Genomic DNA, 22,246 nt, shown 5'->3' on the forward strand with positions numbered 1-22,246 from the left:
GGGTACGAGGCTGTTTTTGCTGATCCTATCCTACTGCTCCATCTGCTTTGCCAGGAAACCGGCCGCTGTTTCCGACATTTTGATCTCCAAATCACTCATCTTGGTTGACTCGTTTTTGTTGAGGAGGATCACGGACCCGATTGGATCGCCTCCTGCCACAATGGGTGCAACGACGAACGATCCATATGTTTCGTTCATATCACGACAAATTTCATAAGAGCCTACGTTTTTCTCCAGTCGGGTTTTTCTTTCCTCCAAGCATTTCTCAACAATACTACCAATGGGTTTCTCCAAGTATTCCTTTTTGGAGGCACCTGCCACAGCAATGACAGTATCCCTGTCTGAAATCAGTACGGTATGATTCATGCTTTCATACAAAGAGTCGGCGTACTCTTTTGCAAAATCACCCAATTCTCCAATTGGTGAATACTTTTTGAGAATGACTTCTCCGTCACGATCCACAAAAATCTCAAGCGGGTCGCCCTCACGAATGCGCAGTGTACGACGAATCTCCTTAGGAATCACGACCCTACCGAGGTCGTCAATTCGACGAACGATACCAGTTGCTTTCATGTCTTGTTGCCTCGCTTTCCCTGAGAAGTGGGTAGTGAATAGATGGTGGTTGGTTAGTTGTATTTTTTCCTCAAATTCTAATTTTAACTATGGGTGATGGTATCAATTTTTACCAGTTACCTCAATTACTCTCCCCCGGGTGGTAGCGAGTGATAATAGTATTTGCCCATGTTTGAAGAATATGCGAGAAAACGAAAAAACAGGGAAACGAATTCCCTGTTTTTCTTCGGACTTCTTATTTCTTCGCCGGAGCGTCGTTTTTGGACTGCGGGATGTTGAATTTCGTAATGAGCTTGTCCAGCTCGTTCTTGGCGAAAGCATCGTAGGCTTTCTCCAAAGAACTCGCGCGGAGCTGTTCTTTCATCTCATCAAAGGTCTTTTCTTTGCGATTCTCGACCTTAATAATATGGTAACCAAAATCAGTTTTTACTGGCGGGCCAACTTCACCGACTTTTTGTGTCAGGGATGCTTCTTTAAATTCTGGTACCCATTGCGTTACATCCGCATTTTCGTACAAGCCGCCAGACTCCTTGCTGCCTGGGTCATCTGTAAACTCTTTTGCCAGCTTCGCGAAGTCTTCACCCTTTTTCAGGCGCGCTACCAAGTCGTTGGAGATTTTCAACGCCTCTTCTGGTGTGCGCTTTTCGGTAGAGATCAGGATGTGGCGAACAGAAGCAACGGTACGGGAAGCTTTGTCCATTTGATCATAGGTTTGCTTCATCGTAGCATCGTCGATATTCTTTTTCATCACATTGATGGACTGGTTGATCAGGTTCATCTGATTGACGATCATGTCCTTCGTTACGCCTTGACCTTCCAAGAGCTTGGTGAACTGAGCTTCATCCTTGCCCAAAAAGCCCATGTACTGCGTTTTGATTTTCTCGAAGGTTTTCTCAGCGAGTTCTTTGGCCTCTTTTTTCATGGCATCGTCAGAACGGCTAGCCAAAACCTTGGTAGCTGTATACTCACGCGCAAAAGCTTTCAGTGAGTTGCTATCTGCCATTTCAATCATGGTACCTTGTTGTGGGTTCATGAAGTTAATGACACGCAGGAACTCTTCGAACTCATTTCCTGTTACAGTTCCTCCTTGATACTCCACAATGACCGCTTTCGGGTCTGCTGCGTAAGGCAGAGTGAGTTTAGGGAATTGTACCAAAGGATCATTAGCAGCTTGATTGCTGCCATCTGTCTGATTCGCTGGAGTTTTTGATTCTTGTTTCGCTTCTTCTGCTTTTCCGCCGCAACCAGTCATGAGTGCAACGACCAGAACAGCCGAAGATAGAATCGCTACAGAACGTTTCATAAATAAGGTTCTCCCTTCCCGGGCAAGCCCATTTTGTCAGTTAAGACACGGGGCTTTCCGTACCGGTGTCTCTTCGCACCTGGTGAAATTGACGCAGCAGCTTTTCAACCAACTGCACGCCCTCATCTTCTTTTAACCCCTTTACTTTAACAGCAATCGTGATCTGTTGTCCACCCGACAGCCCAACCCTCTTACTCCAGTTGCTGGTAAGTGCAAACAAGGCTCCACCATCGATGTTGTTGTTCTGACTAGGGTGCAGGAACAATTTAATCTCGTCTGGATTCTTTTGGCTAATTTCGGTGATGTGATGCTTCAGGGCATACACACGCAAACGGGAAATGGTCAACAGATTATCAACCGGCTTCGGAACTGGTCCAAAACGGTCTAGCAGCTCCTCTGCCAAATCGTCGACGTCTTCCAATGTAGACACCGCGACAAACTTTTTGTACATCTCGATTTTTTGTCGGCTGTCCGTAATGTACATCGACGGAATATAGGCATCCAGTTGCAGATTGATCTCCACAGGTGTGACAATTTCGTGTTTGACTTCGCCCTTTAGCTCATCAATGGCCTCTTTCAGCATCTGGCTGTACAAGTCGAATCCGACCGTATTAATAAAACCATGCTGCTCCGCGCCCAGCAAATTACCGGCTCCACGAATGGACAAGTCTCGCATCGCGATCTTGAAACCAGAGCCGAGCTCGGTAAATTCCTTGATGGCTTGCAGACGTTTTTCCGCTACCTCTGTCAGCACCTTGTCCCGTTGATACGTAAAGTAAGCGTACGCAATTCGGTTGGAACGACCTACACGTCCACGCAGCTGATACAGCTGGGACAAGCCCATTTTATCTGCATTGTAAATAATCAGCGTATTGACGTTCGGGATGTCCACCCCGGTCTCAATGATCGTCGTGCTGACCAATACGTCAAAATTCCCTTCCAAAAAGTCGAGAATGACGCCCTCCAGCTCACTTTCGTTCATCTGCCCATGCGCCACAGCGATGCGCGCGTCAGGCACGAGCATAGAAATCTGCTCCGCCATCTGTTCGATTCCTTGTACTTGGTTGTAGAGGAAGAACACTTGACCATCACGAGCCATCTCACGCTCAATCGCTTCGCGAACCAAAGCAGGGCTGTAATCCATCACATACGTCTGCACCGGAAAACGATTTTCTGGCGGTGTTTCGATAACAGACAAATCACGCACACCGAGCATCGACATGTGCAAGGTACGTGGAATCGGCGTAGCGGTCAGTGTCATGACATCCACATTCGTTTTGATCTGCTTGAGCTTTTCCTTGTGGCTCACACCGAAGCGCTGCTCCTCGTCTACGATTAACAGACCGAGCTCGCGGAATGTCAGGTCTTTGGAAAGGAGACGGTGTGTACCGATGACGACATCGACTGTGCCTTCCTTCAGTCCTTTTAACGTGGCATTCTGCTCTTTGCGCGAACGGAATCGACTCAATACCTCCACGCGGATCGGATATTCCGCAAAACGCTCACGGAACGTCTCGTAATGCTGCTGAGCCAGAATCGTAGTTGGAACCAAAACGGCTACCTGTTTTCCGTCCATGACAGACTTGAAGGCAGCACGAATCGCAACCTCTGTCTTCCCGTAACCCACGTCCCCACAAACGAGGCGATCCATCGGACGTTTGCGCTCCATGTCCGCTTTGACTTCAGAAATCGCGCGGAGCTGGTCTTGTGTTTCCTGATACGGGAACATCGCCTCAAATTCACGCTGCTCTGTCGTGTCGGGAGAGAATGTATGCCCGACAGCCGCTTCGCGTGCTGCGTACAGCTTGATCAAATCTTCAGCGATATCCTTTACAGACGACTGGACTTTATTTTTGACCCGTTTCCACTCGCTGCCGCCCAAGCTGTAAATCTTCGGCTGTGCCTCTTCGCTCGCCACGTACTTCTGCACATGGTCGATTTGATCAATCGGAACAAACAGACTGTCTCCTGCCGCGTATTGAATATGAAGGTAATCTTTATGAATTCCGAGAATTTCCTTGGTTTCAATTCCGAGGTATTTCCCAATCCCGTGATTGACGTGGACGACGAAATCACCGGGCTTGAGCTCAAGGTAGTTTTTGATACGCTCGGCGTTGTTCATCGTCTGTTGAACTTTGCGTGCCTTGCGCTGTTTTGCTGTAAAAACTTCGCCTTCCGTAATAACGACCAGCTTGTTTAATGGCAGCTCAAAGCCTGTCTGGAGATTTCCTAAAATGATCGTAGGACGCCCCGGAGGCACCGTTTCCACTGCATCAGTTAAAACATCCGCTTCCATTTCGTAGTCATGCAGGACACGCTCCAGTCGCTTTGCACGCTCCAAATCAGCTGCGACAAAGACGATCTGATCCTGGGACTTCTTCCAACGAGCTAGTTCTGTTTTCAGTACGTTCATCTGTCCATGGAAGTTTTGCATGGTACGACAAGTCAGATTCACGATGTTTTGCGGCTGAGTCTTTGGTGATTGTCTCAAAAATAGGGAGAGGTAAACGATCTGGCGCTTTTTCGTCGACACGATCTCGTCGTACGTGCGCGACAGGCTGAGATTGGACATGTATTCGCCCTGGATGATGCGTCCTGTCAGCCATTCCCCTTCTTCTTTTTGCAATTGCGCTGCCGTATCCAACACACGGGAAGGCTCATCAACGATCAGCAAGGTATCGGAAGGCATATAGGACAATAAGGTATCACCCGTCGGGTAAATGACAGAGATGTACGAATACAGCTGTGCAAAACGCTGTCCTTGCTTCATTCTCTCTGCATCAGAGCCGATTCGCTCCATGACTTTTTCCTTGGCAGCCCCATCCTTCAAATTGGCGATGGTTTCTCCCAGCTTTTGTTCCAAGCGAACAGCCGATTCCTGCAATAACGGAGTCGAAGCGATCATTTCTTTTGCCGGACCGAGAATATAAGTCTGGACGGATTCCAGTGACCGTTGGGAGAGCATGTCAAACGTACGGATCGAGTCGATCTCCACATCAAACAGCTCAATCCGCACCGGCCACTCCGAATCGATCGGATACAAATCGATAATTCCACCGCGAATACTCATTTCTCCCTTGCGCTCGACCATGTCCACTCTCTCATAGCCAAGCTCAATACATCGGAGTAAAAAGGAATCAATATCGAGCTCATCACCGACAGATAACTGAATTTGTGCTTCCTTCCATACTTGCGGGGGAACGACTAAGCGACGCAAGCCAGCAAAAGGTGCAACCAAAAAACCCGTAAAGCCTTGGGCCAGACGGTTGAATACATGAATTCGCTGCGCCAGCATTTCAGGGCTGGCAATGGCAAGCTCAGAGCCAATCAGCTCATTACCGGGATAAAGCAACACCTGATCAGAGGGAACCAACTCGATCAAATCTTCGTATACTTTTTGTGCTTGGTACATGTTATGCGTCACTACGCAGACCGGACGATCTGACATTTGTTGCAATGACGCCATCAATACTTGCCGGGCGGAACCAGCTAAGCCAGAGACAAGCTGCTCATGAAGCCCCTTCTCCAAACCAGCCACGATTGTCCCGACATTCGTGTCCTGTTTCATCGGGTTAATGATGACTTGCATTCACTAATCCCCTCTCTAATTCTTCTGTCAACTAAAAGCAGAGCCTCGCTCACGTTCACAATAACCGCAGGTCAGCCATGCGAAAAGAAGCCTTAGCTCCCCAAGCTAAGGCCTTGTCAGTGCAAGCCTTCCTAATGCGTATCCACTTATTGAAGTGGGTTTCCGACTAGCGAAAGCTCTGGATGCTGAATCAGCGCTTCACGGCAATAGTCGCACGTGATGCTGACGACCGTATCTCCACTTTGTTCTCTCGATATTATAAGAGCACGTTCCTCCGGGGTCAAGGAATCAAACCCGAGCTGCGCTTCTGTTACTTGCGATTCGTCAAATTCTGCAATCTTCATGCCGCAGCAACGACATGTATAGCGTATGCTCATGCACATACCACCCCCATACTGTTCCTATCGGTTAGTATGGACGATTGGGTGGGAAATCATACTACTTCTTCAAGCTGTTGTAATGGTTCATGACCTTTAAAAACGACTCTCTTGTCCACATGGCGCATGCTTCAGCAGCCACGCTCACCGCTTCTTGAATGTCGGCTCTTTCCGCCACTGGAAACGTATTCAAAACATAGTCGCTGACGCTCCGCCCTGGTTCAGGACGACTGATACCTACCTTGATTCGTTTAAACTCCTGTGTGCCCAAATGCTGAATCATCGACTTGATGCCGTTGTGCCCACCAGCGCTGCCTTTTTCTCGCAGACGAAGATGTCCGGTCGGCAAATCAAGATCGTCGTAGATGACAACGAGATCGTCTGGAATCAGTTTGTAAAACTTGAGGACTTCCGCTACCGATTCACCAGAGAGATTCATGTACGTCTGCGGCTTCACCAGCAGCACCTTCTCGCCTTCGATTCGGCCTTCGCCAACTAGTGCACGAAACTTGTTTTGCGTAACAGGAATTCCCCATTTGTCGCTAATCTTATCTATGGCCATAAAGCCAGCATTATGTCTGGTGTCTTCATATTTTTTGCCGGGATTACCCAATCCAATTATGACTTTCACGCTTATTCCCTCCCACTCTCTCCCCATTGTACTCGAATGGTTACGTGAACAAAAGTAGAAGGGCAGAGATGAAATCACCTCGCCCTTCTTTTTTTAAGCCATGATTTTATTCGTTAGCGGTTCCTGCTTTTTCGGCCACTGCCTCTGCTTCTTGCTCCGCATCAATCGATTCTTCGGACTTGACCTTAACTGGCAGGACACTGATCAGCACTTCCGTGGAATCAAGCCCTAGCTCCACTCCTGGCGGGACTGTCAGATCCGCTACCAAAACGACATCCCCGATGTTGAACCCGTCTACATCGACTAGGAACGATTCTGGTATATTACCTGGCAAGCAAGTCACTTCCACACTATGGCGGACAAGAGTAGCCACACCCAACTCCGGATCTCCTGTCATGAGGACAGGTACGGACGTGTGTATTTTTTCATTCATATTGATCTTCTTAAAATCTGCATGCAAAATGTTTCCCTGCAAAGGATGCCGTTGCAGCTCATAAACCATGACATCGTGCGTGTCCCCGTCTACACTCAACCGAAATGGCTTATTCGTCGTCTGATGACGCAGGGCCGCATCCAGTTCTCTTCCTTTGAGCTGAATCGGCTTATTGCCCACTTCGCTGCCGTACATAATACCGGGAACCCAGCCTTCCTTGCGCAGTACCTTTACAGCATTGCCTGTCTTTTTTTCACGAGACTGTGCCTGTAATTGTTCCACAAAAAAACCTCCTTCGGACTGCTAGTAAAAGTTTCCTCACTAGCTTGTCCATCGGAGGTTTAGTTCAATCCCCTACAGGGGATTGTATATTAATCGAACAACTTGCTTACGGAAAGCTCTTCGTGAACACGAATGATTGCTTCACCAATGATTGGCGCTACGGAAAGAACGGTAATCTTATCGATAATTTGTTCTTCTGTCAGCGGGATCGAGTTGGTCACAATCAGTTCCTTGATCGTCGAGTTAGCAATACGCTCGATAGCAGGACCAGACAGAACTGGGTGCGTGCAGCATGCATATACTTCACGTGCGCCTGCTTCTACAAGTGCACTTGCAGCCAGTGTGATCGTTCCAGCGGTATCGATAATATCGTCGATGATGATCGCTGTTTTGCCTTCGATGTTACCTACGATGTTCATTACTTCGGCTACGTTTGGTTCTGGGCGGCGTTTGTCAATAATGGCAATAGGCGCTTCCAGACGTTCTGCCAATTTACGAGCACGAGTCACTCCACCGTGGTCTGGAGATACGACAACGATATCTTTCAGACCTTTTTCAGAGAAGTGTTTACCCAAGATAGGCACACCCAGCAGATGATCAACTGGAATATCGAAGAAGCCTTGGATTTGTGTTGCGTGCAGATCCATCGTAATCACACGTTGTGCACCTGCAGTCTCGATCAGGTTAGCAACCAGCTTGGCTGTGATTGGATCACGTGCACGTGCTTTGCGATCTTGACGAGCGTAGCCGTAGTAAGGAATTACCACGTTAATACTCTTAGCCGAAGCGCGCTTCAATGCATCGACCATGACCAAAAGCTCCATCAGATGCTCATTAACGGGAGCAGATGTTGGCTGAATGACAAATACGTCACAACCGCGAACGCTTTCATTGAGTTTGAGTTGGCATTCGCCATCACTAAAGCGCACTACTTGTGCGTTTCCGAGTGGTACACCGATGTGTTCGGCGATTTCTTTTGCCAGTTCCGGGTTTGCGTTGCACGTAAATACCTTCAGTTTTGGGTCGCGGTAGTTAGCCATGATCTTCTCAAGAACCTCCCGTTTATGATTGCTTTTTGCCCTTGCGAGGCATTTTGTTCGCGTAATCGATCTTATTGACTTGACGCTCACGTGCGATCGCAAGCGCATTATCCGGCACATCTTGGTTAATGGTCGAGCCAGCAGCTACATAAGCACTTTGTCCAACTGTAACGGGCGCCACCAGATTGCTGTTGCAACCGATGAATGCGCCGTCTTTTACTGTCGTTTTATGCTTTACTGCCCCATCGTAGTTGACGGTAATCGTTCCACAGCCAATATTGACTCCGTCTCCGATCTCCGCATCTCCTACATAGCTGAGATGAGGAACCTTCGTACCGTCACCAATTTTCGCATTTTTCAATTCCACGAAATCACCGATTTTAGCATTGCTTCCAATCTGTGTTCCTGGTCGAACATAAGCAAATGGCCCAACAGAAGACTCGCTTTCCACACTCGAATCAACCATTACCGAGTAAGAAATGGTCACGCCACTCGCTACTTCCACATTCGTCAGATCCGCTTGAGGTCCGATTACACAATCAGCTCCCACGGTTGTTTGTCCACGCAGGAAAGAACCTGGGTGGATCACGGTATCTGCCTCAATCTTCACATCAGTTTCGATGTACGTAGAAGCTGGATCGATGATTGTCACACCATTTCGCATGTGACCAATCATAATACGTTTTTTCATGTAGGCTTCTGCTTCGGATAGCTGTACACGATCGTTCACACCCATCGTTTCCTCCGGGTCAACCGCTTCGTACCCAACTACCTTTTCACCTGCCTCACGCAAAATACCGACAACGTCTGTTACATAGTATTCGCCTTGTGCGTTGTCATTTTTCACTTCCGCCAAGGCTTTCCATAATTTTCGGTTGTCATAGCAGTATATGCCCGTATTAATTTCTCTGATCGCCCGTTCCGCTTCTGTAGCGTCCTTATGTTCCACGATTCGCAATACTTCGCCCGCCTCATTGCGCACGATACGCCCATAACCTGTTGCATCAGGTAATACGGCGGTTAATACAGTTGCAGCCGCTTGCTGCTCCTCGTGATAGGTCAGCAAGGCCGACAACGTAGTCGCTGACAAGAGGGGAACGTCGCCATATAAAAGAAACGTAGTTCCTTCTTTATCCTGTAAAAACGGCGCTGCCTGCGAAACGGCATGTGCCGTTCCCAACTGTTCTTCTTGCAGTGCATAAGTGATATCCTCGCCTAGCTTGGCGCGGACAGCGTCAGCACCATGACCTACGACGACAACGATATCCTGAACCTGCATGGACGCCATCGTATCGACTACATGCTGAACCATAGGCTTTCCGCACACAGGGTGCAGGACTTTGTACAGCTTCGATTTCATCCGTGTACCCTGACCAGCAGCCAGAACCACGGCATGGATCTTAGACATGTCAACCCTCCATCGTAGAAGTTCCACAATGACTATATCCTAATTCATATGTGAATTTCAAGACAATCGATACAGGATTATCCCCGATTCCTTGCATTGCCAGTAGTTAGACACAAGGCAGACAACATTTAATTTTCTGACAGAAATGTGATATATTGTTGGGCGAAAGGGGTTATTTTGAAGGAGGTAGGATGAGATGAGCGCAGAGGTATACTTGCTGACTGGGTATTTAGGAAGCGGAAAAACCACCCTTTTGCAACAATGGCTGACTCATTTGCGCATCACAGACCAGAAAGTAGTCGTCTTGATGAATGAAATGGGGGAGGAAGATATTGACGGGGAACAATTGCAAGGCTTCGGCTTTCCTGTCAAAAAAATGCTCGATGGCTGCATCTGCTGCTCGATCAAGGGCGAGCTGACGGAGGGTTTGAAAGATATTATGAACGCCATTGCGCCAGACCGAATCCTCATCGAGACTACTGGCGTAGCCGATCCACTTGATGTCATCGATACGATTACCCATCCAGAGCTGTATGATCGACTGGAGTTAAAAGGGACCATTAGTGTTGTCGACGCCTCTCGCTTTCTGGACCTCAACTCCCGATTCTCCTCGACTGGCACTCTGGTCAAAACGATTCGAAACCAAGTGCGTTACGCAGACTTGCTTCTTTTGAACAAAACCGATTTGACCAGTCCTGATGTCATAGAGCGGGTTCGTCAAAAGCTCAGTGAAATCAATCCCACTGCACCCATACACGCTACTGTTCAGGCGGAAATTGAAGTCTCCCGGCTTTTGTCTGTCAAACGCACCGTTCATGAGCGACCGCTCGACAACGAGACAAACCGCCCTATTGCCGTACAGAAAAGCATCGGCCGAATGTCCACGATGGACAGGCTCAAGCAATCCCTTGGCCTAAAAACAAGCCAGCCCTCTCTCTACAATAGTATCGAAACATTTTCCTATGTATTCACCGGACCAGTAGACGCGAAAAAATTCGAGGACTTCCTATACGATCTCCCCAAAAACGTCTATCGGGCAAAAGGTTACGTCCAGTTTCACGGAAAGCCCGAGCTGATCTCGTTTCAACATACCGATAATCAGGTGCTCCTGTTCCCTTTTGAAAATTTCGGACCAAAAATGGTGGCTGTTTTCATCGGGGAAGGCATGGACCGAGAAATTATTTTGAACGACCTAAAAAAATGTTATGGTTAACGGACGCCGAAGCACCCTGCCGCAAGTGACAGGGTGCTTTGTGTGTTTTAAGCACCAGCTTCGATAGTGCTTTCTTCCTCTTGACCTACGCGGTCGTATTCTGTGAGAACTGCTGCCTGGATTTTTTCACGGGTAGTCGAAGAAATCGGATGGGCAATATCACGGAATTCTCCATCTGGTGTACGCTTGCTCGGCATAGCTACAAACATACCATTGTTTCCGTCAATGACACGGATATCATGAACCACAAACTCATGGTCAATTGTAATGGATGCAATCGCTTTCATCCTACCATCCGTATTCACTCGGCGCAGCCTTACGTCTGTTACTTCCATCTAGTTCACTCCCTTTATCTATGTAACGCGTTTAGGATTATTTCCACTCGCTGGGTAAATATTCCTGCTTACCATTATGCAATATTTGAAAAAATATATAAATATGTTTATATGTCATTTTTTGGAAATTTTCTACAATCACACAAAAAATAGCCTAACGCGCGTGGCATCAGGCTATTTTCCAATTTTTTCTATTCGATATAAGCTACAATTTCGATCTCGACTTTTACGTCGCGTGGCAGACGTGCCACTTCCACAGTGGAACGAGCTGGCTTGTGATCGCCGAAATAGTGGCCGTACACTTCATTCAGTTGGCCAAAATCATTCATGTCTTTGATGAATACAGTCGCCTTCACTACGTTCGTCAGGTTGCCACCGGCTTCTGCTAGTACTGCTTGAATGTTGGAAAAAACCTGATGGGTTTGCTCCACGACGTCACCTTCTACCAGAGTGCCGTCAGCACGCAGCGGAATTTGACCCGATGCAAAAAGAAATGGACCTACCTTCGCAGCTTGGCTGTAAGGACCAATAGCGGCAGGAGCCTTGTCAGTTGAAACAAAAGAGATTGCCATACCTATCTACTCCCCTCTATTTTCAAAAAAACTGCCTAGCTCTATTTCAATTTGCTTGCCCTTGAAGTCTACATCCTGCAGTTTTGCAAGCGATACATATTCATCTACCAAACGCTCAGAAACATCTGCTGTTGTTTCTACCAGTACGCCGCACCCTACTACGGTTGCACGGAATTCCTGCAACAGATCAATCATGCCCCGCAATGTCCCGCCAGCTTTCATAAAGTCATCCACAATGAGGACGCGAGACTGCTCGGCCAAACCGCGGCGAGCGAGTGACATGGTTTGAATTCGTTTACTGGAACCCGATACATAGTTAATGCTCACTACTGAACCTTCCGTCACCTTGTTGTCACGGCGCACAATCACAACAGGCACATTCAAAAACATAGCCGTCGCATACGCAAGTGGAATCCCCTTTGTTTCCACCGTCATAACGACATCCACATTTTTATCCGCATAAGCGGTTGCAAAGAGCTTTCCGATCTTCGCCATCGTTTGTGGATTCCCGAGAATGTCGGACATGTACAAGTATCCACCTGGCAAAAGTCTCTCTGGATTAGCGAGTTGACCGATCAGTTCGCGCATGAAGTGAAGGGCCTCTTCCGTTTTGACCTGTGGAATATACTTCACTCCGCCTGCCGCTCCCGCCACCGTTTTCAACAAGCCTACCCCTTGGACTTCAAAAGCCTCTTTGATGATAGACAAGTCTTCACTGATGGATGATTTCGCTGCGCCGTATTGTTCCGCGAACAGAGTGAGAGGAGTCAGCGTATGGGGATGGGCGAGCAAGTGCTGCGTCATATCAACCAGACGTGCACTTCTGCGCAATTTCTTCATGGCTCTTCCTCCAAAACCGAATATTATGCTGATAATGTATCATTTCCATACGGGTTTATGCAAGTATTTCCCCATCTTGAGCGCCTAACATTCGGACAACAAACACATCTTTGACAAAACCTCGCAACGCGTTGTAGATCCGATGTACTTTCGCTTCCTTTTGCACAAGAGCAAACACAGTAGGACCACTGCCAGACATCAGGACACCATCTGCCCCCGAAGCGACCATGAGATCCTTGATCTGTCTTACTTGTGGATGGAGCGATAGCGTGACGTTCTCCAACACATTCCCAAGAGAATGGCACATGAGTGAAAAGTCTTGAGTCGCGATGGCTTGCAGCATTTGTTGGGTATCTGGATGATTATCGATCTGGGCCACACGCAGGTTTCCGTATACATCCGGGGTAGATACTCCGATAGGCGGCTTGGCTAGAATGACCCAGCACGGTGCAGGCGCTCCCAGATGCGCAATCTGTTCGCCACGCCCTGTCGCCAGCGCTGTTCCTCCATAAACGCAAAATGGCACATCAGAGCCAATTTCTGCTCCGATTTTGGCCAGCTCATCTCTGGTCAACCCGAGATTCCACAATTGGTTCAAGCCGCGTAGTGTTGCTGCTGCATCACTACTGCCACCTGCCAGTCCAGCCGCAACCGGAATTTGCTTGTCGATATACAAGTGTACGCCCTGGCGTACTTGAAATTTTTCTTTCATGAGCGTTGCCGCTTTATATGCGTGGTTACGGATATCATCCGGTACGAAGCTGGCAGAACAGTCCAGCGTAATCTCACCATCTTCGCGTAGAGTCATGTCCACACGATCTGCCAAGTCTACGGTTGTCATCACCATTTCCACTTCGTGATAACCGTCCGGCCGTTTGGCAAGCACGTCGAGAGTCAAATTAATTTTGGCCGGAGCTTTGACCGAGATACGCACGTAATTCACCTCTGCCTACTTTCTAAATTTCCTAGTCTCTTATTGTAGCATAGGCAAACTCTCCCATGCCACTTGATCAATTAAAAAGAATAGGATCGAGATCATTATGGGTATTTCGAAAATTCAGCTCTCTTTACAGAAAAAAAACCGGGTTGCCCCGGCCTTGTCAACGAGTGTTTATATGGTGAGAAACGTCCGTACGATCAAACCAAATGCTACAATCGCTTAGCGGCTAATGCTTCCTCAGCAAGCTGAACAGCACGCTTGACCATGTTACCCGCATCCCGTGTCGTGATGCCTCCCCAACCCTCGGCTTTTACTGTATCGTAAAACCCAAGCTCTTTGGCCAGTTCCATCTTAAACTGCTCTGACATCAGTCCTCGTCTGCGCCCCATAGCACCCTCCTTCTCGTTGACAGGCTTAGTGTGCTCTATGCTGCTCTTTTTATTGCCTCAACCAAATGTTCAGAGCTTTTCGATATAAAAAACAAAACAGTAGAACCCAAAAGGGCTCTACTGTTGTACAAATGTGATGCGGATGTGCTCGTTTTCGCGGCACACCGTCAATTCTACTGTTTCCGTCAAGATGTCAGCATAGCTGTAAGATACCCGCTCAAAGAGTTGGTCGTCATCCAGCTTTACCACAAACACAGATGGGTAAGTTTCTTCGAGGATGCCACTACGTTCAACGGTTTTGCGGCGACCGCCATTAGCCTTCAGCAGGATGCGCTCACCGATGTGTCCGTCTAAACTGCGTTTAATGTCAAGTAACGCGTTTCTTGCCATTGTTCCATCCACCTCGCTTACATCTATTATAACAGCTCACTTATATTTTGTCAAAGAAATAAAAAATTATAGCAACCCTGTAGATATTTTGTCAACGGGGTTTTTTTCATAAAAAACGTAGATATTTGTCAAAAGATATGCATAAAGGGCATAAATACACAAAAACCCCCATTCTTGGGTGATCTCGCCCAAAAACAAGGGGGTCGTCTACACGATTTATGTAATCAGTCCGCGGCGCATACCTTCGTTCGCTAGGCGGGCAAATTCGTCCAAACTGAGTGTTTCACCACGTCGAGTCGGATTGATCCCGATGTCAGTGAGCATCTGTATTACTTCATCCTTTTGGGTTTTAGGAAACAGTCCGTTCATTAGGTTGTTCAACAACGTCTTACGGCGCTGCGCAAACGAGCTGCGTACCACCCGGAAAAACACATCCTGGTCGTCTACTTCCACTGGAGGACGATCCCTTACCTTTAAGCGAATCACTGCCGAGTCGACATTCGGACGCGGAATGAACACACTTGCAGGCACAATCATCGCTACTTCTGTTTCTGCATAGAATTGAGCTGCGACTGAAAGAGAGCCATAGTCTTTCGTTCCTGGTTTGGCTGCAATTCTCTCTGCCACTTCCTTTTGAATCATGACCACGATGTTTTCGAGGGGCAATCTCTCTTCCAACAGCTTCATCAGGATGGGGGTCGTCACATAGTAAGGCAGATTCGCCACTACGCTCAGCTTTTCCACTCCTGTCATCTTTTCTTCTATTAACTTCTTCAGATCCAGCTCCAGTACGTCCCCATGAACGACTTCAATATTTTCATAGGGTGACAGCGTGTCCTGCAAAATAGGCAAAAGACGCTGGTCGATTTCGATCGCCATTACTTTTTTGGCTGCTCGTCCCAATTGCTCCGTCAGCGCACCGATACCGGGCCCAATTTCAATCGCTCCCTTTTCCTTGGTAAGGTCTGCCTCTGAAACAATGTTATGTAAAATGTTGGTGTCTATCAGGAAGTTCTGGCCCAGACTCTTCTTAAAAGAAAAGCCGTACTTCTCCAATATTTCTTTTGTACGCGTAGGTGTCGCAATATCCTTGCCCGCTATTTGGGTCATGGCTTACTCCCTCTCTTTGTTGATAGCCGTAATGGCCGCTTCGAATTCTGCTCGACTGATTTGGAAGGCATTGAGCCGCTGCAGCATTTGCTTGGCGTTGGCGTATCCGATCCCCAATGCTTCTCCCAGCTTAATTCTGCGATCTTTAGCATCTACTCCGGACGTAAGGCCATTTGCCAACAGATCGTCTGAGGTAATCTCTCCAGCCGTTTCCGCCATTTCGGTACGTACCTCTGAAAGCGCACGAATAATCACGTCAGGTGACGCGTTCTCAACGCCGATGTCGCCCTTTTTGGTCCCGTCCTCCTGGGTAATAAATGCGTGCTTGCAGCCTGGAACCGACTTACTGATAATTTTTCGGATGCGCTCCCCTTGATAATCAGGGTCTGTAAAAATAATAACACCGCGTTTTTGTTGCGCCAGCCTGATTTTTTCAATCGTTCTTTTATGAATGGCAGAACCACCAGTTTCAATCGTATCAGCATTAACCGCACGCTTGATTGCTGCGGTATCGTCTCGTCCTTCCACCACGATGACTTCCTTGATCTTCATCATGTGCTCCCACTTTCGTACAAAGTCGGTACGATACTAGTGTTCCAAAAAAAACCGTACCCAAAGCCAAAAATACATGTAACATTTGGTAAAAAGGATCGTCTAACTAACAAACAGCTTATCACAATAACCATGTAGGAAACAGAAGAACAGGAGCAATCGCTCCTGTCCTAAGGCTTCTGTGGTCCAATGATATATACAGTTTTGTTTCGCTTGCGACCGAATTTCCTCGCCTCGGATTCCGTGCCTACGAATACGTCGATTTTGCCACCTTTCATGGCACCACCCGTATCTTCAGCTCGACGATACCCAACACCTTCAATGTACACCCACCATCCATACGGAATGACTTTAGGATCTACAGCGATTGTGTGACCTGTCTTGGCTTTTACCCCTGTCGATGTGCGTCCATATCCCGGAGAGCTTGGGTGTTTGCCACCTCCCGAAGGAGTATAAGCAGTCAGGGTAACCCCGTTCAGTACTTTTTTCGGCCTAAACACTTTTCCACCACGTGATACCGGACCCGCTGCTGAAGCAACCAGGACCCGATCTGGTTGACCCTTTTTCTGCAACGTTGGGACTGCGGTACCCACGGCTACGACATTATCTTTCTTCGGTACAAGTACATCTTTTTTGACCAGATCACGGGAGACTTCTTTTCCATCTTCCATGACTAGCTTATAGTGTGCAATTGCCTTACCTTCTTGCCCGCTCTGTAATACGCGGGTCTTACCTTTTTCCAGCGCTGGATCATTTTTGCGTATTTCTTGAAAGGTGACTCGCTCATCGACTTTTACCATTTTCTCAACAACCCGCTTTACGCTGATCGAGGAGTCCTTGGTAAGTGTAGCGGTCAATGCCGGTTCTACCCGGTCCTTCTCACCTAGCACGATGCCGCCGTCCTTCAACGCACCAGCAACATCACGACTAAGTGTCTCTATCGTTTTTTTCTGCCCGTCAACCTGGATTGGTATGGACCAGGTTGTATATAAAGTAATGAGTGCTCCGTCTTTTAGCTTCGTCTCGGGGGTCGGTTGAAGGGAATCCTTTTCCGTTACCGTAATGTTTCGCTCGGTTAAGAACTGCTCAACGGTCTTGGCTTTTGTAGCGACCGTCTTGCTTTCTCCGTCCAACGAAAAAGTGACCTGTTTTGGCTGAGTAGCCTGGGCAGAGAAATAGCCAATCATGGGAACGAGCACAAGAGCAAGGCAGCCAAACATGACTAGCCCACGATTCTTATACCTTTCCCATATCGCGCGTAACTCCATTTCCCACACTCCTTTTCCTAGAAAAGCGCAAGGCTCTTCTTGTCTAGCCAGGTAAGGGTCGATGTAATTGCACTAATATTCTGGAAGTGGCCGGTACTTCACAAGGTCGGCTTTGATTGTATTTCACTTTCCCGGCTTTGTCAAATTTACCCTCCCTTTTGGCTGAAGCGATAATGGTACCAGACTAGCAAAATAGGCATGGCGAATGGTAGCAGAAACCTGTCGAGAAGCCATGTCGGATGGACAATAATCGTTCGACACATTGTTCATCGTATGCGTCGACAAAATAGAGTAGAACCCGGTTACATAACACAAAAAAAACGGGAAATCACGTAATCAATCGTGATTTCCCGTTTTTATTAACCATTCATGCGAAAAAGACGTCTGGCGTTGTCTGCGGTAATTTGTGCCATTTCCTCGTAAGACAAACCATGAATGTTCGCCATTTCCTCACAGACGTAGCGCACATATCCACTCTCATTTCGCTTCCCGCGGAAAGGATGCGGAGTGAGATACGGGCAATCTGTCTCTATCAACAGCTTGTCTAGCGGTACCTTCGCTGCTACTTCTTTTGGCTGCTTGGCATTTTTGAATGTAAGCGGACCACCGAACGAAATATAAAAATTCATATCGAGTGCCTGCTTCGCTGTTTCCCAGCTGCCAGAGAAGCAGTGCATGATGCCGCCAACATCTGCTGCCTTCTCTTCCTTCAGGATCGTTAAAACGTCTTGGTGCGCATCGCGATTGTGGATGATGATCGGCATGTCGAGCTTGCGAGCCAGACGAATCTGCTTGCGAAACACCTCTGCCTGCACATCACGTGGCGACGTATCCCAGTAGTAGTCCAAGCCCATTTCACCCAATCCCACTACTTTCGGATCACGACTGAGCTCCTCGATCCATTCTAGGTGTTCGTCTGTCATGTCCTTGGCGTCTTGTGGATGCCAACCGATGACGGCGTAAATAAAGTCATACGCATGAGCCAAATCCATGCAAGTTGGAATTGTTTCAGCGTTGAATCCGATGTTCACAATTGTACTGACGCCATTTTCTTGCGCACGAGCAATGACCTCTGCACGATCTTCATCGAATTCCTTCGCATTTAGATGAGCATGGGTTTCAAATAACAAGATGGGTCCTTCCTTTCCTTGCCCTCGTTACTTCACGATTGCTCCATTTGGCATACTTGGGTCAACAGTCGCAAGTGTCAACTGATCTCCTGCCGATGCTGCCAAGATCATCCCTTGAGACAGCTCGCCGCGAAGCTTCACTGGCTTCAGGTTAGCTACGAGGATCACTTTTTTGCCGACCATATCTTCTGGGGAGTAGTATTTCGCGATACCAGAAACAACCTGGCGCTTCTCGTAGCCGAGATCCAATTGCAGAACCAACAGTTTGTCCGCATTTGGATGCTTGGCACATTCCACTACCTGTGCGACGCGCAGCTCTACTTTTCCAAAATCGTCGATGCTAATTTCTTCTTTTGCATCAGCTGGTTTGTCTGTTGCTGCTTCTGTTTGGTTGGTGTTTGTCTCACTCACAGGTGCTTCCCCTTTCAAAGCTGCTTGCTTTTTCTTGTTTTCCTCTGCTTGGCGACGTGCCTCTGCTGTCGAATCGTCGATGAAAGCCAGTTCTGCTTGAACATCCAGACGAGGGAAGAGCAGTTCCTTGCGGCTAACGGTGCTTCCAGCAGGCAATCCACCCCATACACTTGCAGATTCCCAGCTTGTTGCTTCTTCATTGCCCAAAATACCCAGTTGGTCCCAAATTTTCGCTGGTGCTTTGGTCATGAACGGTTGGATCAGCACGGAGCTAATGCGGATGCTTTCCACCAAATTGTACATAACGGTTGCCAGACGACCTTTGGTTTCTTCGGTTTTTGCCAAATTCCAAGGCATGGTCTCGTCGATGTATTTGTTTGTACGTCCCACCAGTTCCCAGATGTGAGCCAGTGCATTGGAGAAGCGCATTTCTTCTATGTGCTCTTCCACCAGCGCTTTCGTTTTCATCGCGAGGCCGATCAAGCTGTCATCCGGCTCTCCTGCATCCTGTGGCGCTGGAACGATACCATCGAAATATTTCTCAATCATCGTAGCGGTACGGCTCAGCAGGTTTCCGATGTCATTAGCCAAGTCGTAGTTCAGGCGCTGTACGAACGATTCTGGCGTGAAGATGCCATCCTGACCGAAGTTGATTTCACGAAGCAGGAAGTAGCGAACGCCGTCAGAACCGTAACGGTCGATCAAAACCTTCGGATCAATGACATTGCCCTTGGATTTTGACATTTTTCCATCTGGCATCAGAAGCCAGCCATGACCAAAAATTTGTTTTGGCAACGGGATATCCAGTGCCATCAACAGGATTGGCCAGTAGATCGTATGGAAGCGCAAAATGTCTTTTCCAACCATATGAACATTGGCAGGCCAGAAGTTACGATATTTGCTGTCATCCTCGGACAAATAGCCGAGAGCAGAGATATAGTTCGTCAATGCATCGATCCATACGTAAATGACGTGCTCTGGATCGCTTGGCACCTTGATTCCCCAGTCAAATGTACTACGGGATACAGACAAATCCTGGAGACCTGGCTTCAGGAAGTTGTTGATCATTTCGTTGCGGCGGCTCTCCGGCTGAATAAATTCAGGGTTTGCTTCGATGTGCGCAAGCAGTCTGTCCTGATACTTGGACATGCGGAAGAAGTAGTTTTTCTCCTTCACTTTTTTCACTTCGCGACCACAGTCTGGGCAAGCATACCCGTTGTCCGTTTTCGCTTGGGTTTCTGTCCAGAAAGCCTCGCAAGGTACACAGTAGAAGCCCTCATACTCGCCCAAATAAATATCACCTTGGTCGAGCAGGCGCTGGAACACTTTTTGTACAACCTCTTTATGACGAGGCTCTGTGGTACGGATGAAATCGTCATAAGAGATGTCGAGCTTTTGCCACAGGTCCTTTACCCAATCGACAATCGGGTCGATGAATTCCAGCGGTTGTTTGCCATCCTCGGCAGCACGCTCTTGGAGCTTTTGACCATGCTCATCTGTCCCTGTCAGGTAATACACATCATAGCCGCGCAAACGCTTATAACGAGCCATAGCATCACACGCGATTGTGGTGTAGGCGTTACCGATGTGGAGTTTGTTACTCGGATAGTAGATCGGTGTTGTGATGTAATAAGTAGGTTTCATTGCAACTATTCCCCTCCTGTTTACGTTTATTAAAATAAGGAAAAGCCCACCCCAAAAAAATTGGGGCGAGCTCTATCTCGCGGTACCACCCAAACACTCCGTCCCCTCACGGAGAACAGACTTGGTGAGTCAAAACATGACTCTACCCGTAACGTGGGCATACGTCACAGACTACTAGGTACGGTCAATGCCGTCACTGTTCATCTGCAAGACTCAGGGTCCATGTTCAGCTTGCTCACTTATACCGGTTTTCAGCTACCCCGGCTCTCTGAAATAAGGAGGATCGGCTTACTCTTCCCATCATGGTCGTTTGGTATCATTTGCTGCATTTATCCTCTATTGTACACGACCAACCTGTTTTGTAAACATCCTCGGCAAGCCCATTTTCCTAAGGAATTTTATCGCTTGCTTCATACCAGCTTTACAAATTACAAGAAGAAAAGAGAAAACTTGGAGTTTTTGTCGAATCGCCTTGATGTGTTTCGACATTCATCGACTTATTCGACACCCAATAATCCCAGTAAATTTTATCCATAAAAATTTCCATATCGCTTCCAATGCTTTGATAAACACTGATTTAACGGCATTTTCGTTTTGAAAAAACATTTTGCTTTTCAAGGAATTGTCAAAATCATGTTGACACCTTTGGGAATGGCTGGTATGATTATCCCAACAGAAAATGTCGAATATTGACGATAAATGATGAGTGTATAACAATAGCATCGACATATACAGTTTTTGGGAGGAGATTTTAACTATGATGAAATCAACCGGTATCGTTCGCAAAGTAGATGAATTGGGTCGTGTTGTTATTCCAATCGAATTGCGCCGCACTCTGGGTATCGCTGAGAAAGATGCTTTGGAAATCTACGTTGACGGAGAGCGCATCATCCTGAAAAAGTATGAGCCTGCATGTATCTTCTGTGGAAACGCTGACAAAGTATCTCACTTTAAAGGTAAAATCGTGTGCCAAGATTGCCTGACAGAAATGCCTGTTAAACGCTAATATCATTTGATTACATAAACATGCCTTTGTGGGACGAGCCTCACAAAGGCTTTTTGTTTGCTATTTTTTCTTCAACAGCGCTCGGAAGAAGAACAGCCTAGGCGCATACAAATCAGAATAGACCACATCAGCCGGCATTTCAAAGGATACATCGCTAGAAAACTGTAGCCCAACCTCCGCCAAAACTTGCTGTAGTCGCGCTAAATTGATCAGCGGGTAATCAAAAGTGAGTACAAGCTGCCCATCGTCTTTTAGCACTCTGTGAAATTCGCGGAATGCTTGCACCATAATCGGGTCTTCGAGATGCTCGAGAACAGAAATACAAAAAACCGTATCAAACTTTTGATTCGGGTACGGCAAGTAGGTCAAATTGGCTCGACAATAATGAATACCGTCAAAATAATGCGCAGGCAAGCTGTCTGCTACTCTTTTCCCAAATACGTCCACAATATCTTGATAGATCGCTTCCTTATACAGAATCCGATTATCGAGATCACAAGCGTGTACTTCTCGACATTGATCAGCCAAATAAAATTTGAATGGATGGCATATCCCGCATGCCGAATCAAGCACAACATCATTCGGATTGGCAAATTGCTTGGCCCAGGCATATTCGTACGGCCTACTGTTCCATGTAACCGGCAGTGTAAAAATGAAGTGATCGTCTTTTTCATCTGTATTCACAATAAAACGAGAATCACGTATACTCACTGCTGATTCCCCCCTTCCTTTCCTTCCGAAAACACCGTCAACGCCCATTACCATCGTATTCACGTACACCGTCGACATGACGAAAAGAAAAAAAGCCGA

General features: G+C 47.5%; 22 protein-coding genes and 1 other annotated feature. Of the genes, 2 read left to right on the forward strand and 20 right to left on the reverse strand.

Features of this window, described 5'->3' with window-relative positions:
• Nucleotides 1–30: 30 nt before the first annotated feature.
• The 8 genes from spoVT to glmU form a co-directional block, all read right to left on the reverse strand.
• Nucleotides 31–573, reverse strand: coding sequence for a stage V sporulation protein T (spoVT, locus tag HPY28_RS25740; protein ID WP_017246947.1), 543 nt, complete (start codon nucleotides 571–573; stop codon nucleotides 31–33).
• A 235-nt stretch (nucleotides 574–808) separates the two neighbouring features.
• Complete coding sequence (locus HPY28_RS25745) at nucleotides 809–1,876, reverse strand: peptidylprolyl isomerase (RefSeq protein WP_017246946.1); 1,068 nt, start codon at nucleotides 1,874–1,876, stop codon at nucleotides 809–811.
• A 40-nt stretch (nucleotides 1,877–1,916) separates the two neighbouring features.
• On the reverse strand, nucleotides 1,917–5,465 hold the full coding sequence (gene mfd, locus HPY28_RS25750) for a transcription-repair coupling factor (protein WP_017246945.1): 3,549 nt from the start codon (nucleotides 5,463–5,465) through the stop codon (nucleotides 1,917–1,919).
• 146 nt (nucleotides 5,466–5,611) lie between these two features.
• Nucleotides 5,612–5,842: an anti-sigma-F factor Fin gene (locus HPY28_RS25755; RefSeq protein ID WP_007726431.1), complete on the reverse strand. Its 231-nt coding sequence runs from the start codon at nucleotides 5,840–5,842 to the stop codon at nucleotides 5,612–5,614.
• Between the two features lie 61 nt (nucleotides 5,843–5,903).
• Nucleotides 5,904–6,473 (reverse strand): aminoacyl-tRNA hydrolase, encoded by a 570-nt coding sequence (pth, locus tag HPY28_RS25760; RefSeq protein WP_017246944.1) that lies wholly within the window; start codon nucleotides 6,471–6,473, stop codon nucleotides 5,904–5,906.
• A 106-nt stretch (nucleotides 6,474–6,579) separates the two neighbouring features.
• On the reverse strand, nucleotides 6,580–7,188 hold the full coding sequence (locus tag HPY28_RS25765; protein ID WP_017246943.1) for a 50S ribosomal protein L25: 609 nt from the start codon (nucleotides 7,186–7,188) through the stop codon (nucleotides 6,580–6,582).
• An 89-nt stretch (nucleotides 7,189–7,277) separates the two neighbouring features.
• On the reverse strand, nucleotides 7,278–8,228 hold the full coding sequence (locus tag HPY28_RS25770; protein ID WP_017246942.1) for a ribose-phosphate diphosphokinase: 951 nt from the start codon (nucleotides 8,226–8,228) through the stop codon (nucleotides 7,278–7,280).
• A gap of 22 nt (nucleotides 8,229–8,250) precedes the next feature.
• The gene (gene glmU / locus HPY28_RS25775) at nucleotides 8,251–9,636 is read right to left on the reverse strand and encodes a bifunctional UDP-N-acetylglucosamine diphosphorylase/glucosamine-1-phosphate N-acetyltransferase GlmU (RefSeq protein ID WP_173624227.1); all 1,386 of its coding nucleotides are present in this window, start codon (nucleotides 9,634–9,636) and stop codon (nucleotides 8,251–8,253) included.
• Between the two features lie 196 nt (nucleotides 9,637–9,832).
• Here glmU and HPY28_RS25780 point away from each other — a divergent pair, with 196 nt between their 5' ends.
• Entirely contained in the window at nucleotides 9,833–10,849 is a 1,017-nt protein-coding gene (locus HPY28_RS25780; protein WP_017246940.1) for a CobW family GTP-binding protein, read from the forward strand.
• Between the two features lie 47 nt (nucleotides 10,850–10,896).
• Here the strand turns inward: HPY28_RS25780 and spoVG are convergent, their stop codons facing one another.
• From spoVG to metG, 11 genes are all read right to left on the reverse strand, one after another.
• Nucleotides 10,897–11,184, reverse strand: coding sequence for a septation regulator SpoVG (gene spoVG, locus HPY28_RS25785; RefSeq protein ID WP_007719936.1), 288 nt, complete (start codon nucleotides 11,182–11,184; stop codon nucleotides 10,897–10,899).
• A 191-nt stretch (nucleotides 11,185–11,375) separates the two neighbouring features.
• On the reverse strand, nucleotides 11,376–11,756 hold the full coding sequence (locus HPY28_RS25790; protein WP_017246939.1) for a RidA family protein: 381 nt from the start codon (nucleotides 11,754–11,756) through the stop codon (nucleotides 11,376–11,378).
• Between the two features lie 6 nt (nucleotides 11,757–11,762).
• Nucleotides 11,763–12,596, reverse strand: a complete 834-nt coding sequence (gene purR / locus HPY28_RS25795) for a pur operon repressor (protein ID WP_007719934.1) — start codon at nucleotides 12,594–12,596, stop codon at nucleotides 11,763–11,765.
• Between the two features lie 55 nt (nucleotides 12,597–12,651).
• A complete protein-coding gene (gene ispE / locus HPY28_RS25800) occupies nucleotides 12,652–13,530 on the reverse strand; it encodes a 4-(cytidine 5'-diphospho)-2-C-methyl-D-erythritol kinase (protein ID WP_017246938.1) in 879 nt (292 codons plus the stop codon).
• 215 nt (nucleotides 13,531–13,745) lie between these two features.
• Nucleotides 13,746–13,925: a small, acid-soluble spore protein, alpha/beta type gene (locus HPY28_RS25805; RefSeq protein WP_017246937.1), complete on the reverse strand. Its 180-nt coding sequence runs from the start codon at nucleotides 13,923–13,925 to the stop codon at nucleotides 13,746–13,748.
• A 117-nt stretch (nucleotides 13,926–14,042) separates the two neighbouring features.
• Nucleotides 14,043–14,315, reverse strand: a complete 273-nt coding sequence (gene veg, locus HPY28_RS25810; protein WP_005830485.1) for a biofilm formation stimulator Veg — start codon at nucleotides 14,313–14,315, stop codon at nucleotides 14,043–14,045.
• Between the two features lie 216 nt (nucleotides 14,316–14,531).
• Nucleotides 14,532–15,425 carry a 16S rRNA (adenine(1518)-N(6)/adenine(1519)-N(6))-dimethyltransferase RsmA gene (rsmA, locus tag HPY28_RS25815; protein ID WP_017246936.1) on the reverse strand — a complete coding sequence of 298 codons (894 nt, stop codon included), beginning with the start codon at nucleotides 15,423–15,425 and terminating at the stop codon, nucleotides 14,532–14,534.
• Nucleotides 15,426–15,428: 3 nt separating this feature from the next.
• Nucleotides 15,429–15,977: a ribonuclease M5 gene (rnmV, locus tag HPY28_RS25820; protein WP_017246935.1), complete on the reverse strand. Its 549-nt coding sequence runs from the start codon at nucleotides 15,975–15,977 to the stop codon at nucleotides 15,429–15,431.
• A 170-nt stretch (nucleotides 15,978–16,147) separates the two neighbouring features.
• Nucleotides 16,148–17,245: a resuscitation-promoting factor gene (locus HPY28_RS25825; RefSeq protein WP_017246934.1), complete on the reverse strand. Its 1,098-nt coding sequence runs from the start codon at nucleotides 17,243–17,245 to the stop codon at nucleotides 16,148–16,150.
• A gap of 359 nt (nucleotides 17,246–17,604) precedes the next feature.
• A complete protein-coding gene (locus tag HPY28_RS25830; protein ID WP_017246933.1) occupies nucleotides 17,605–18,375 on the reverse strand; it encodes a TatD family hydrolase in 771 nt (256 codons plus the stop codon).
• A 27-nt stretch (nucleotides 18,376–18,402) separates the two neighbouring features.
• Nucleotides 18,403–20,430 carry a methionine--tRNA ligase gene (gene metG, locus HPY28_RS25835; RefSeq protein WP_017246932.1) on the reverse strand — a complete coding sequence of 676 codons (2,028 nt, stop codon included), beginning with the start codon at nucleotides 20,428–20,430 and terminating at the stop codon, nucleotides 18,403–18,405.
• 58 nt (nucleotides 20,431–20,488) lie between these two features.
• Nucleotides 20,489–20,743, reverse strand: a binding site (T-box leader).
• A gap of 444 nt (nucleotides 20,744–21,187) precedes the next feature.
• Between metG and HPY28_RS25840 the strand changes: the two genes are divergently transcribed.
• Nucleotides 21,188–21,436, forward strand: coding sequence for an AbrB/MazE/SpoVT family DNA-binding domain-containing protein (locus tag HPY28_RS25840; RefSeq protein ID WP_007719913.1), 249 nt, complete (start codon nucleotides 21,188–21,190; stop codon nucleotides 21,434–21,436).
• Between the two features lie 60 nt (nucleotides 21,437–21,496).
• Here HPY28_RS25840 and HPY28_RS25845 read toward each other — a convergent pair whose 3' ends face one another.
• Nucleotides 21,497–22,147, reverse strand: coding sequence for a class I SAM-dependent methyltransferase (locus HPY28_RS25845; protein WP_174231692.1), 651 nt, complete (start codon nucleotides 22,145–22,147; stop codon nucleotides 21,497–21,499).
• Between the last annotated feature and the right edge of the window lie 99 nt (nucleotides 22,148–22,246).

The organism is Brevibacillus sp. HB1.2 (assembly GCF_013332495.1).
In the GTDB taxonomy this organism is placed as follows: domain Bacteria; phylum Bacillota; class Bacilli; order Brevibacillales; family Brevibacillaceae; genus Brevibacillus; species Brevibacillus porteri.